Source organism: endosymbiont GvMRE of Glomus versiforme (assembly GCF_003546845.1).
The window spans coordinates 12,242-25,376 of sequence record NZ_NWVA01000005.1 but is presented as its reverse complement, the minus strand read 5'-3'; the positions used below and the strand labels follow the sequence as shown (position 1 = coordinate 25,376).

Sequence of the window (13,135 nt, the reverse complement as noted above, 5' to 3'; positions counted from 1 at the left end):
ATGAACCCATTACCAGGAGGATTTAAATTTACTACTTTAGATAAACAAATAAATAACCAAGCCATTTTGCAAATGGAAAGAACCGAATTAATTGATACCATTATTGCTAGCCGAATTGATAAATACCAACAAAAATATCAAGGATTACAAGTTCTTAAAGACCAAAAATATAATTATTTAATTGCTAAAAATGCCAATAATGAAAGATTTTTTTTAGTTTGAAACGGACCTAATCAAAATGCTAATTTTATCAAAAAAGTTTACGAAAAAATAGTTCAAGAAGCCAAGAATAATAATTTAAAAACTCCTTATCATGTTTATGCTCAGTTATATTGTTAATTTTTACCAAATTCCGGATAGTATTTTATTAGATTTTGGTTTTGATTTAGAAAAAGATAGATTTAATTAATAAAAACTCATTGCCTAGTTAAGCAAGTAAAATATAATATTATGGCAGGACGCAACGCAAATATCTATTTTCCCGAAAAAACTTATAACAAACTTCGCCAAGTAGCCGGACCAAAAATTAGTCGTTTTGTGAGTGAAGCAGTGGAGGAAAAAATTAAAAGAGAAGAGCAGCACAAAAAAGAGGAATTTCAAAAAAAACTCATTGCTGGCTATAAGAAAGTAGCCCAGAATAAAAAAAATCAAAAAGAAATGGAAATCTGAGACGAAACTATTAGTGATATGTGAAGGAAAGAAAACAATAATACTTCCTCCGCGAGAAAGAAAAGAAAATAGTATGAGTAGCAAAATTTTTTCCAAAGAAGGAAAAACACAGAGCATTCCCCGTGAGGGCGATATCTGATTAGTAAAGTTTGAGAAATTAAAAGAATTTTCTAAACCTTATCGTCCTTGTTTAGTAGTTAGCAATGATTTTCAGAATGAATTTGATGATAAAATAGTAGTAGTCCCAACCACCACCGATGATATTGAGGACATTCAGCCTTTTGAAGTTTTTATTGAAAATACTCCTGAAACTGGCTTGGATTTTCCCAGCAAACTTTTATGTAATTATCCTCATACTATTTATAAAAAACTGCGTTTAGCAGATAAGCAATGTCTTGGAATAGTCAGTCCAGAAATAATGAAAAAGGTAAAAAAGGCCTTAAAAATAGTACTTAATTTAGAAAATTAGAAAACAAGGTTAAAACATTTATAATAATGTAAAATTATAACATATATTATGAAAGAAAGTAAAGAAATCCGAATGACTAATTGTTCATTTGATAAAAGAACTAATAAATTATCTTTCACCATTAAACTTTATACATGAACTCCAAAAATAGCAAGATATGTTCAGAGAAATTATGCTAGAACTCCAATATATGAGGGTTATTCAGAAAGAATAAAAGTAATAAAAAAATTTGATAAGGTAATTAACCCCATAAGATTTGTGAATAAAGACATTTTAGAATTAGATTTAGAAAAACGTTTTATTTTGTCTATTATTGAAAAGATTTCGATAATTCCAGAATGACGAAAAAAAGAATTAGAGTTAGAAAGAATTTTAAGTTTAATAAATACTACAAAACGACGCATTCGCAATTATCACAATGAAAAAAAGACATATCAGTTTAAAAAAACAGATTTTAATGAAGAACCAAGCAACTTTTGACTTCGCTTAATTTTTGCTTTTTTTACTTTTGGTCTTTCATTTATCGGCTATAACAGTGAAAAAAATGCTTCACTAAACAAGAAAATTAATAAAAATAACAAAGAGTGGAATGCGGGTCATAAAATAAAAATTGACCAAGAAAACTCTCTTCTTTTAGGAGAAATAACATCATTTAATAAAAGAATGGATAACATTATTTCTTTTAATTGAAACTTGTATAGAGAAACAAAGAACAAGGAAATAAATTATTGATATAAAGAATGATGATGGTTGAAAGGATTTAAGGCATTCTTCCAACTTTTCTTTTTCTTATCTTAACGATAAAAAAGGAGTTTATATTATACGAAATAAAACAAAGGATAAATATTATGTAGGGCAGGCTAAAAGTTTAGGTGTAAGATTAAATCAGCATTTTTCAAGTGGCGAGGTTAGAAATGTTAAATTTGTGAGAGATTGAGATGCTGGTGATTATTTTTGTTATAAATATATTCCTTGTCAAACAAAAGATGAGTTAGATGCTTTAGAAAAACAAAAAATTGAGGAATTTAATGCGTTTGATAAGGGTTATAATGGCACTGGTGGAAATAAATAAGTTTAAAAATTCCTCCATCCAAAAATGAAAAGGAGAAATAATCACCTCGCAACTAAACAAATTAGAATCTGAATTCGCCCAAGAATTAGACAAGTTTCCGATAAAATGGTGTCGCAATCCCTCCCGTAGTGGTTATGCTATTCCTTTAATTACTCGTGGTTCTACCCAAAACTTTTATCCTGATTTTTTGGTTTGGCACAAGAATAATATTGTTGCTATTGATACCAGCGGCGAACATTTAATTAAAGACAAAACTGACCGTAAATTACTAAATATCTTATCCTCCAATAAATCTCAAATATTCGTTTGCTTTATTTCCCAAGGAAAATGGAATAAAGAAGTAGAAAAAAAGACTTCTTCTCCTTTAACTTTTTAAGTAAACATATGCTTAATCAGATTTGACCAGTAAGTTAAAAAGAGCATTAATTACCTTTTCAGCACCGTATTTTTCGTTTAATTTTTCTATTTTTTCATTGTGGCCTTGAAAAGTTTTATCTTTTTCTAAATTATTAATTATCTTTTCCAACAACTTGTCTTCCAAGATTTGCTCGATTTGGTCTTTGCTTGGTAGATTTAATGATTCAATTTTGTATCCTCTTTGTTTTGCTAGAGAAAACAATAATTTTTTTTCTTTGGGAGAACTAATAAAAGTTATGGCTTGACCGCTGGCTCCGGCTCGACCAGTACGACCAATTCGGTGAATGTAAAATTCTGAACTTTGGGGAAAATCATAGTTAATAACGTAAGCAATATCATTAACATGTAGTCCCCGAGCAGCAACGTCAGTAGCAACTAATACAGATATTTGCTTAGTTCTAAACTTATTAAAAACTCTGGTTCGGCGATTTTGGGACAAATCGCTATTAATATAATCAACTTTTAGTTTTTCTTTGCTTAATTTTTCGTTGATTTGTTCCACTCTTTTTTTGGTATTCACGAAAATAAGAATTAATTCGGAACTATGAAGACGAATAAAATCAAGCAAAAACAAATTTTTTTGCCGGGGGGCGGTTTCTAAATAATAATGTTTAATTTCATTTTCTGGCAAAATTGCTGTTTCTCCACTAATCCGCACGGGATTTTTCAAATAAAGTTTGGCAAACTGTGCTACTGGCGTAGTAATAGTGGCAGAAAAGAGCAAGGTTTGTCTCTCACTTGGAGTCATTTTAATTATTTCTTTAATATTGGCTAAAAAACCTTTGTTAATCATTTCGTCAGCCTCATCAAGGACGACAAAAATTAAACTGGTTAGTTTTAGAGTTTTTCTTGCCAGATGGTCCAGTACTCTTCCGGGAGTGCCAATTACTACATCAGCACCAGAACGTAGTGAACGCAACTGATCTTGCATGGAAGCACCACCATAAACTGCTAATATCCGTAATTTGCTGCCCCGAGATAATTTTTCTGTTTCTTCACTAACTTGTAAAGCTAGTTCTCGCGTTGGCACTAAAACTAAAATTTGGGGTTTAGCAATTGGCTTTATTTTTTCTAAACTGGGAATAATAAAAGCCGCAGTTTTTCCAGTCCCAGTTCGGGATTGAGCAATAATATCTTTTCCTTCCAAGATTAGTGGGATAACTTTTTTCTGAATGTCAGTTAATTCATTATAACCAATTGCTTGTAAATTTTTTTTTGTCCTCTCTGAGAGGAAATTATTTGTTGATTCCATATATTTATTTGTTCCTAAGGCATTTTAACTAATAATTTTAGCAATGTAAATGCTTATTAATTAACGCTTAGAGTATTGAGTAGCTTTGCGGGCCTTCTTCAAGCCAATTTTTTTTCTTTCTACTCGGCGCGGGTCACGGGTCAATAAGCCAAATCCTTTTAAGGTGGTTCGGTATTCCGAAGAAACTTCTAAAAGTGCTTTGGCTATTCCTAATCTAATGGCTTCTAATTGTCCGGTTGTTCCCCCCCCTTCTACTCTAATTTTTAAGTCATAATCATTTTGTTTATTCAAAATTTCTAATGGTCTTAAAATCTCTTTTTTGTTAAGTAATGAATTAGTAAAATACTCGTCTAAATCTTTTTTTTCTTTTTTGCCTCTTTTGCTGATTTCTATTTTTCCTGTGCCACCAGATTTTAAATAAACTGTTGCGCTAGCGGTTTTTCTTCTTCCTACGCCAATATAATAATTATTATTTTCTCTATTCATTACTTTTTATCTTTCTTCCTACTCATCAAATAAACCACAACTCCTATAACCACTAATAAAACCGCACCAGGAATTACTACATATAATCAGTTAAATTTATTGTCTTGGTTATTAGATTGCTGACTGTTATCTGTTTGCTGATTATTTTTAACTGGGTTGGTTTTGCTTTTATTCTTTTCTTGGTTAACTTGGCTTTGTTTTTTACTTAATTCACTTTGGATTTGTTGCTTTTGGCTTTCTAATGCTTCTATTTTTTTAGTGATTTCTGGATTAGCAGAGTTATCTTTATTTTGATTTTGTTTTAATTCTGCTATTTGGGCTTGGAGTTCAGTGATAGTTTGTTTTAAAGAATTAATTTCATTTTGGAGAGATTGGATTTTTTGTTGGTCTTGGGAATTTGGTTTATTAGTAGAGCCAGAAGAACCAAGTTTTTTTCTTTGTTCTTGGATGAAGGATTTTAGTTGTTCATTGGCTTTTTTCATTTCGACAACACCTTCGTTGTTTTTATTAATTTCTCCTTCTCTTTCTCTGATAACTTTATCGATTGTTTTTGGAAACTCGTCGGCGATTTCTTGTAAAAAATCTAGTTCTTCATGAGTAGAAGGATAGCCATTTACCGGAACTTCGTCGGGTTCCATAACTAGTGATAATGCTCCTTCGGCAATTTTTACTAAAATATCCTCTTTGGACATTTCAGCGGCTTTGGCTAATCATTCTGGTCGAGAAATGTTTGCTCTCTTTTTGGTTTGTTCCCAAATTTCTTTAACTGCTTGTCAAGAAAAATTACTTTTATCAAGTTCTTTTTGTTGGTCTCAAATATCAGCAAATTCTCTTTTTACTTGAACTAATTTTTGAGCTTCTTTTATACTTTCTTTGGTGTCATTAATATAATTATTTCCTTTTTCTTTAACTATTTCAGGGTAATTTTTAAGTGAGTCAATGGTTTCTAAAATTTCTTTTAAATTGTTTTCTAATTTGTCTAAAATTTCGCTAGTGCCAGTCATTTTTCCGGCGTGTAATTTATTATATTCCTTTTTGGTTTTATCTACAAACACACTAAAAATTCATGCCATTAAGGTTTTAGTTTCGTCTGTTTTTTCTTTTTCTTTTGTTTTAGTTTCGTCTGTTTTTTCTTTTTCTTTTGATTCTAAACATTTTTCATTTGCTTTATTCCAATGAAAAAAAGCCATATAACTTTTATCTTTCATTATGTCAATGTGAATTTGCCGCAATTGGCTTTCTAAATCATTCATGTTTATATATTAATTTTAACAAAATCCTTTTCTTGGGCTTGCAAATTATGTTTTTGGTCAGGAAAAATAAATAGTCTATTCATTCGCCTTTTTCGTAATCTATTTGGCGGCAACATTCCTTTAACAGTGCTTTCCATTAACTTAATAGGATTTTTTTCTAGCATTATTTTAGCACTTGTTTCTTTTAATCCTCCTGGATAACCGGAGTGTCTATAATAGTGTTTGTCATTAAGTTTTTTTCCAGTAAATTTAACTTTGCTAGCGTTTACCAAAACAACACGAATTTCACGGTCAAAATTAGGAAATCAGTCCACTTCTTTTTTTCCTTGTAAATATGGGGATATTTCAGCAGCAATTCTTCCCGGGGCTTTATTTTCTACTTCATTTACATCAATAAAATATCATTTCTCTTCTTGGGAAACGGGGAGAATGGTAGTTTTTTGACTGTTGATTTCTATTTTTTCTTTTGAACTCATATTTATTTTTATTTTTTATTCTTGTCGTCAGGAGGAATAAGAGCGATAAAGAGCAAAAAGAAAAACAGCGGTAAACCCTAAAATACCTTTTCTTTTATAAGCCCAAATGAGCAACCAAATTCAAAGTGCTATAAACAGAATAAACATTAAAATAATTAGTGCTCATGCTCACCCAGCTATTTGCAAATCTTTTATTTCCATATGTATAATTTTAATCCTTTGTTCGAATTTAAATTTTACAATTCCTCATTTTTTTAAGTATTTAATGCATTTCTGTTAACTTTTTCAAATAAAAAAAAGCAGTTTTGGGTGATAAACGCTATTTAACTCCTTTTCTACTCTATAAAAAGATTTTAAGTGTTGTCATAATAGGCTAAAAATTTATCATAAACATGCCTATTTCTTTTTCTCATTTTCTCGCTGAAATTAACCAAGAATATTTCGCATCCAAAGACGAAAAAATTGAATTTATAACTTTTCCTGCCACTCTCTCCTTAGAAATTGTTGCTCCTTCTTATTTGGAAATAAAAGAATTAGAAAAAATATTTTATTTACTCTACAATAAGCTATTTTATTTATTTAATTATTTAGACTATCAGGTTAAGTTTGCTGCTTTTTCTGAAATAAATGAAACAAAATTAAAAAGTTATTTTAGTTTTCTTTATTTTAACCCTTTTTTATGAAAAGATAAACAATTAGGATTAATTATTAACCAGTGACAACTAAACGAAAAAATTACTCTGCGGCGAGACACTTTACAACTGCTAAATATTGACAAAAAAGAAGACAATGTACGTTCTGATATTTTAATGCTAAAAAAGGCTCTTAAAAATCTTGGTTGGGAAAAATTAGGCATTACTTCTCCCCAAATTAAAAAAACTCTTTCCCAGTCTGATAAAAAATCGTTTTCAGTTAAAGAAAAAAAAAACAACACTAAAAAAAGCCCAGAAAAAATTACAGAAGAAACAGAAAAAGTAATAAATGAACCAAAAAAAAAAGAGCCTCCAATTAACCAAAAAATTCCTATTACTAACCAATTAGGAGCAAATGAAAAGCCATCCAAAGTTAAAAAAAATCCTCTGAACCAAGAAATCATTGCTCAATGAGAGAAAAAAAAATTAATTGAATTAGGTATTCATACCCGGTTTAGCACTCTGGATGGTGTAAGCAGTCCAGTTGAATATATTAAAGTAGCCCAAGAAAAAGGATATGGTGCTTTGGGAATCACCGAGCATTATAATGCACAGTCTTTTCCCGAATTTTGGCAATTTCATAATCCTAATCTTAAACTAATTTATGGCTGTGAAATGGAAATGTTGGAAGACAAATTACCTCCTTATGTTTTTAACCGTGGTCCAAAATCTCGCGAATTTTTGAACCAAAATATTGAAGATTTAACTTATTGTATTTTTGACTTGGAGACAACCGGATTTTTTTCAGAATATAATGAAATAATTGAAATTGGTTATGTCATTTGAAAAAAAGGCAAAATCCTTAAAGAAAAATCCTATTTAGTTTGTCCAGAAAAAGAAATTACGGCTGAGGTGCTAAAATCTTGGTACACCGACATTGACCCAAAAAAACTAAAAAAAGAAAAGAAACTCAAACAGATTTTACCGGAAATTCGCCAAGACTGAAAAAATTGTGTTTTAGTGGCCCATAATGCTCGCAACTTCGATTTTACTTTTGTCAATAAGGTTTGGAAAGAAACTTTTCGAGAAGACTTAACACACCCAGTAATTGATACTTTACCACTAGCCTGAATAATTTTGCCAGAAAGAAGGTCATATAGTTTAGAAAAATTAAGCCGTTCCACCGGAAAAGGCAAAATTCACCAAACCCACCGAGCTTTGGATGACAGTAAGTTATTAACTGATTTATTTATTAAATTATTAAAATCCCTGCAAGAACAGGGAATTAAACAGTGAAAAGAAGTTGAAGGCTTGATTAATCACCAGTATTTTCCCAACCGAGGCTATAAAGTCAAAATTTTAGCAAAAAACCAAGCCGGATTAAGTAATTTATACCAGTTAATTACTCTTTCTCATACTGACAACCTTTTTAAAGTGCCTTGTGTTTTTCGTTCCGATTTAGAAAAACACCGACTCAATTTGCTAATTGGAACTGCCGGAAACCGGGAAGGAGAAATATTTTCTCTTTTTAGTGCTTTTAACTCTGAAACAGATCGACAAAAGGCAATGAAATTTTACGATTATATTGAAGTAAACAGTCCTAGTAGTTTTCGGCACCTTTGACTAAACGGACGAATGGGAGAAATTGAATTAAAAAAAATTACTGCCAAGATAATTCAAACTGCCAGGTCTTTAAATATCCCAATGATTGCTAATCATAATGTTCATTATTGCCAACCTGAGCAAAAAATTATCAAGCAAATCATTGTCGCTAACGAAGGAATGAATGGTGCCAGACACCCTTTATACAACGAAGCCACTTTGGACGGCAAAGAAGACCGTTTTAGCAACCTCCCAGAACAGCATTTACGCAATCGAAAAGAAATAATTGAAGATTGAAAGTTTTTGCAAGATGCTGATTTAATAGAAGAAATAATTTTCACCAACCCCCAAGAAATTGTTAACCAGACTGAGAATATTGTTATCTTTGACGGGCAAATTCAGTATCCTGATTTTTCGGAGAACGAAAAAAAGTTGGTTCAAGTGTACCAAAAAAAAGCCCAAGAATTATTTGGTGATAATTTGCCTCAACCAGTAAAACAAAGAATGGAAAAAGAATGAAAAATTATTCGCGAAAATTACCTTTCTATTTACTGATTAGCTTATCAAATTGTTCAAAAAACTCACCAAGATGGCTTTATTGTTGGTTCTCGGGGCTCGGTAGGCTCTTCTTTTATTGCTTACCTCCTTGGCATTACTGACCTTAATCCTTTATCTCCTTACTACTTTTGCCAAAATTGTAAATATTTCGAGCCTTATCAAACTGACCAAAAAGTCTTTTCTTGCTATGATATTAATGAACTTCTGAATTGTCCACAATGTAAAAATCAATTAATTTTGGAAGGGCATAACTTACCTTTTGAAACTTTTTTTGGTTGAAAAGGAGAAAAAACTCCGGATATTGACTTAAATTTTTCTGGTGAATACCAAAAGGTTGCTCATGATTACGTTCGGGAACTTTTAGGAGAAAAATATGTTTATCGCATTGGCACAATTAATAAACTATCCCAACAAACTGCGGAAATATTTTTACGAGAATACAAAAAATTAAAAAAAGAACTTAATCCTAAATTTAATTCTTATGCTAATGGTGATGACGAAAAATTGCTAGAACAATTAAAAGGAATCAAACGCACTACTGGTCAACATCCTGGCGGATTATTAATTATCCCTCAAAATATTGATATTTGCAATTATACTCCCTTAAACTACCCAGCGGATAACAAGCAGGCAGAATGAAAAACTACTCACTTTGAATATAGCTTTTTAGCCAAAATCTTTCTCAAACTAGATATTTTGGGACATGATGAACCTACTGTTTTACAAAAATTATATGAGTTAACAAAAGCAAATCCAGCCGCTGTTTCCTTTCATGATAAAAAAATTATGGAAATTTTCACCCAAGCGGATACTTTGGGAATTCCGGAATTTGGCACTGATTTCGTGAAAAGGAACTTTCTCAAATCTTTAAAGCCAAATAAATTTTCCCAATTAGTACAAATTTCCGGTTTCTCTCATGGAACTGATGTTTGGACCCAAAACCAACAAAGTCATTATAAAGAAGGCATGAAATTAGAAGAATTAATTGCTTGCCGAGAAGACATTTGAACTTTTTTGGTTTCTTGGGGAGTAGATAACAAAATTGCTTTTTTGGCTAGTGAATACATTCGTAAGGGCAAATGGACTAGTCTAAAAACTGAAACCAAAAAAGCAATCCGGGAAAAATTAGGCTTGTCTGACGAGAATATTGCTGATATAATAAAAAATTTGACTAATAAGCAAAATAATTTAATTGATAAAATTAGTCAAGAATTAGCAAAATTAGAGGAAAGTAGCTTGATTAATTTGCTCCAAAAGTTAAGCGAGACTTTAAATGAATTGACAAGCAAAAAATAGGTTGTTTAGTAAGAAGTCTGATGTTAACTGTTAATTTACCAAAAAATGCCATAGGTTTTTCCTGGATAGCAAAATCATCTAAAATTCACCTCTTTCGCGCGCGCATCATTATAAACTTATATAACACTAATAAACATTATATAAAAAAATTTTTTGGTGTAAAAATATATATATGAGGTAAATATTATGAATGAAATTAGAAATATATTATTAATAGGTCGCACTGGCGGCGGAAAAAGCACATTAGGAAATGTGTTAATAAACAAAGATAATGAGTTTGAGGAAGTGTTTAAAGAAAGCGATGGTTCGGTTAGTGCAACTAAAAATGTTAAAGAAGCAAAAGCAGAAATTGATTTAAGTAGAGATGGCAGTGAAAAAATAAAGTATCGCATAATTGACACGATTGGCATTGGCGATACTAATTTAACTCCCCAGGGGGTATTAGTTAGATTAGCCGAGATAGCAAACCGAGTGAAAAATGAAGGTTTAAGTCATATTTTATTCGTGACCCAAGGAAGGTTCACCAAGGAAGAAACCGAGGCTTATGGTCTGTTAAGTTCGATTATTTTTGATAAGGATGTTCTTAAATATACAACAGTTATTCGCACTAACTTTTCTCGTTTTGAAAATGAAGAAGCATGTGCTAACGACCGGCAATCATTAAGAATGGAAAATGCTGACTTAGCTCATATCCTTAATGCTGTCAATATTATTTATGTCGATAATCCTCCTTTGGAGGGACGTCCAAGAGTGGTAGAGGTAAATAAAGAAATTCGGGGAGAGTCTCGCACAAGATTATTAACTTACTTGGCAGGTTGTCGAGGAAATTACCGACCAAGTAATATTGACACTTTGGATGAGAGGGTTAATGATTACAAAACCCACGAGGAAAAACTTAAAGAAAAAATGAAAGAGATTGAAGCGGACAGAAAACGCCAAGAAGAAGAATTTCGTAAGAAAATTGTTGAAATGAAAGAAGAACAAGCCCGAGAATTGCGGGAAAATCGCATTAAGTTTGAAGAGGATATTCGCAAGGTAAAAGTAGAGGGTGATGAAAAATTACACAAAACTAAAATCGAAATGGAAGAAAAACAGCGTCGTGATATGGCGGATTTGGAACGCCGAAATCAAGAGCGGGAAGGACGCTCACGAACGGGAAGCGAGCGAGGAGTATCCGAGAAGCAGGAGAACAACAGATGCGAACTCTCCAAACCCAAATTCAGCAAAGCAATCAGGAAACGGAAAAGTTACGCCGAGAATTATCCGAAAAAAGCAGTTCTTCCAATTCTGATATAGCGGCTTTAATTGCCCAAATGCATTTAGAAAGCCAAAAACAAGATGAGAAAAGAGAGCAGCAAAGGCAAGATTACGAAGCACGCCGAGAAGACCAGCAATGGCAATTTCAGCAACAGCAAACAAAATTAGAAGAAAAACGCATCGAGGCAGATAAAGAAATAGCAAAACAGCGCCTTCAAACTGAAGTAGCAGCAAGAAATGAAGCCCAAAAAAGAGAAGACCGTTATCAGTCAGATATGAAGACATTACAGTCAGAATCAAATAGGAAAGTAAGAGAACAGGAAAGAGAAAATGAAAGGTTAGCAGAAGAAAGACAAAAAGAGGCTAAATGACAAGAAGACAACAGACGATATTTGATAGAACAAAGAAGTTTGTGACCTCCCCAAAGAGACCCCAATTGACAAGCTGGTCTCCCAAGACCAAAATAAATTATTATAGAGAGAGAGAGAGAGAGAGTGTGAACCTAAAAAATGAATTATTAGAAATTGCCCACCAAATTCGTGGACTTGCTGGTAAAGATTTTTCTTGAAAAAAAATTAAAGAATTATTGGAAGAAGCAAAAGAAAAAGTTCGTTCTTCTAGCGAAGAGATTAGCAAAGAAATTGAAAGGCAAGAAGCAAATATTTTTTTCGAAGCCCTTGAAATGGCTAGTTGTTTTTCCGAACTCGAAGTGCGAGCCGAAGTACCTGCCAGCGATGATGATTTAAATTTTCTCCAAGAAATTGCTGAAAATGCTCCAAAAATGATTGATTGAGCCGAAAAAGAAAGTCCAGCACAAACAGAAGAGGAAAAAAAAGGATACTTAGAAGCAAAAGAAAGAGCAGAAAAATTAAAAAAAGCAGTTCAAGAAGAAAAACAACGCCGTAAACAGGGCAACCAATCCAGTTCTTCAAGTGATACAAGTAGCAATTCTTCTCGTTCTCCTTCACCAACTTCTTCAGAGAGTTCGCAAACTTCTGATAGTTCTTCAAAAAGTAGAAATGAAAAACAACTCCAAAATGAAATTAATTCTTTAAAACAAACAATCACTGAACTCCAAGCCCAAATAGCCGAATTAAAACAAAATCAAAATAAAGATAATGCTGATAACCCAGAAATCACTAAAAAGATAGAAACATTAGAAAACCAAAAACAACAAACCCAAAGTGAATTAAATAAAAAACAAAGTCAAGTTAATCAGGCCAAGGATAAAAGCAAAACCAACCCAGTTAAAAGTAATCAGCAAACAGATAACAACCAACAATCTAATAATAAAGATAATGGATTTAAATGGTGATATGTTGCTATTCCTGCTGGTGTTTTATTAGTAGTAATGGGGATAGTTATTGCTTATTTGATGGGTAAGAATAAAGAAAAAAAATAAATCCATTTAAAAAATTTAATAATTTAGTAGTTAAAACTAATCTAAATTTATTAAAATATATATATGAGGTAAATAATTATGAAAAATGATAAAGAATTAAAAACAACAAAAAAACAATTTAAAATTCAACCAAATATTCTTAAAACGGAAAACTAGGTTAATAGTTGAGAATTTATATCCTGATTTAGGTTATAATGATATCAGCGAACAAGGAGGATATGGACCTTGCACTATTTCTGGTTGTTCCTATCCTAACCGTTGTTTTTATTTAGAAGTAGGATTTTGGCAAGGAGA

Annotated in this window: 15 protein-coding genes; 10 read left to right on the top strand and 5 right to left on the bottom strand. The window is 31.8% G+C overall.

Going from position 1 to position 13,135, the window contains the following annotated elements; genetic code table 4:
* The 6 genes from GvMRE_RS08765 to GvMRE_RS08740 all read left to right on the top strand — a co-directional run bounded on the left by GvMRE_RS08765 (position 1) and on the right by GvMRE_RS08740 (position 2,586).
* Positions 1–339: a hypothetical protein gene (locus GvMRE_RS08765; RefSeq protein WP_147410820.1), complete on the top strand. Its 339-nt coding sequence runs from the start codon at positions 1–3 to the stop codon at positions 337–339.
* 111 nt (positions 340–450) lie between these two features.
* On the top strand, positions 451–741 hold the full coding sequence (locus GvMRE_RS08760) for a hypothetical protein (protein ID WP_147410819.1): 291 nt from the start codon (positions 451–453) through the stop codon (positions 739–741).
* Between the two features lies 1 nt (position 742).
* Complete coding sequence (locus GvMRE_RS08755) at positions 743–1,138, top strand: type II toxin-antitoxin system PemK/MazF family toxin (RefSeq protein WP_147410818.1); 396 nt, start codon at positions 743–745, stop codon at positions 1,136–1,138.
* A 48-nt stretch (positions 1,139–1,186) separates the two neighbouring features.
* On the top strand, positions 1,187–1,936 hold the full coding sequence (locus GvMRE_RS08750) for a hypothetical protein (RefSeq protein ID WP_147410817.1): 750 nt from the start codon (positions 1,187–1,189) through the stop codon (positions 1,934–1,936).
* Entirely contained in the window at positions 1,863–2,210 is a 348-nt protein-coding gene (locus tag GvMRE_RS08745) for a GIY-YIG nuclease family protein (protein WP_342766882.1), read from the top strand. Before GvMRE_RS08750 ends, GvMRE_RS08745 begins: the two co-directional genes overlap by 74 nt.
* A complete protein-coding gene (locus GvMRE_RS08740) occupies positions 2,197–2,586 on the top strand; it encodes a hypothetical protein (protein ID WP_147410815.1) in 390 nt (129 codons plus the stop codon). The genes GvMRE_RS08745 and GvMRE_RS08740 overlap by 14 nt, the downstream gene beginning before the upstream one ends.
* Positions 2,587–2,598: 12 nt before the next feature.
* Here the strand turns inward: GvMRE_RS08740 and GvMRE_RS08735 are convergent, their stop codons facing one another.
* The 5 genes from GvMRE_RS08735 to GvMRE_RS08715 are packed head-to-tail and all read right to left on the bottom strand — an operon-like array spanning position 2,599 to position 6,295.
* Positions 2,599–3,879 carry a DEAD/DEAH box helicase gene (locus GvMRE_RS08735; protein ID WP_147410814.1) on the bottom strand — a complete coding sequence of 427 codons (1,281 nt, stop codon included), beginning with the start codon at positions 3,877–3,879 and terminating at the stop codon, positions 2,599–2,601.
* A gap of 60 nt (positions 3,880–3,939) precedes the next feature.
* Positions 3,940–4,365 carry a 30S ribosomal protein S9 gene (gene rpsI / locus GvMRE_RS08730; protein WP_147410813.1) on the bottom strand — a complete coding sequence of 142 codons (426 nt, stop codon included), beginning with the start codon at positions 4,363–4,365 and terminating at the stop codon, positions 3,940–3,942.
* Positions 4,365–5,618 carry a coiled-coil domain-containing protein gene (locus GvMRE_RS08725; protein WP_147410812.1) on the bottom strand — a complete coding sequence of 418 codons (1,254 nt, stop codon included), beginning with the start codon at positions 5,616–5,618 and terminating at the stop codon, positions 4,365–4,367. Before GvMRE_RS08725 ends, rpsI begins: the two co-directional genes overlap by 1 nt.
* A 2-nt stretch (positions 5,619–5,620) precedes the next feature.
* Positions 5,621–6,094: a 50S ribosomal protein L13 gene (rplM, locus tag GvMRE_RS08720; RefSeq protein WP_147410811.1), complete on the bottom strand. Its 474-nt coding sequence runs from the start codon at positions 6,092–6,094 to the stop codon at positions 5,621–5,623.
* A gap of 15 nt (positions 6,095–6,109) precedes the next feature.
* Complete coding sequence (locus GvMRE_RS08715) at positions 6,110–6,295, bottom strand: hypothetical protein (protein WP_147410810.1); 186 nt, start codon at positions 6,293–6,295, stop codon at positions 6,110–6,112.
* A 191-nt stretch (positions 6,296–6,486) separates the two neighbouring features.
* Between GvMRE_RS08715 and GvMRE_RS08710 the strand changes: the two genes are divergently transcribed.
* From GvMRE_RS08710 to GvMRE_RS08695, 4 genes are all read left to right on the top strand, one after another.
* Complete coding sequence (locus GvMRE_RS08710) at positions 6,487–10,182, top strand: PolC-type DNA polymerase III (RefSeq protein ID WP_147410809.1); 3,696 nt, start codon at positions 6,487–6,489, stop codon at positions 10,180–10,182.
* Positions 10,183–10,368: 186 nt separating this feature from the next.
* Complete coding sequence (locus GvMRE_RS08705; protein WP_147410808.1) at positions 10,369–11,478, top strand: GTPase; 1,110 nt, start codon at positions 10,369–10,371, stop codon at positions 11,476–11,478.
* On the top strand, positions 11,379–11,906 hold the full coding sequence (locus GvMRE_RS08700) for a hypothetical protein (protein ID WP_147410807.1): 528 nt from the start codon (positions 11,379–11,381) through the stop codon (positions 11,904–11,906). Before GvMRE_RS08705 ends, GvMRE_RS08700 begins: the two co-directional genes overlap by 100 nt.
* Positions 11,876–12,841, top strand: coding sequence for a hypothetical protein (locus tag GvMRE_RS08695; protein WP_147410806.1), 966 nt, complete (start codon positions 11,876–11,878; stop codon positions 12,839–12,841). Before GvMRE_RS08700 ends, GvMRE_RS08695 begins: the two co-directional genes overlap by 31 nt.
* Positions 12,842–13,135 lie beyond the last annotated feature (294 nt).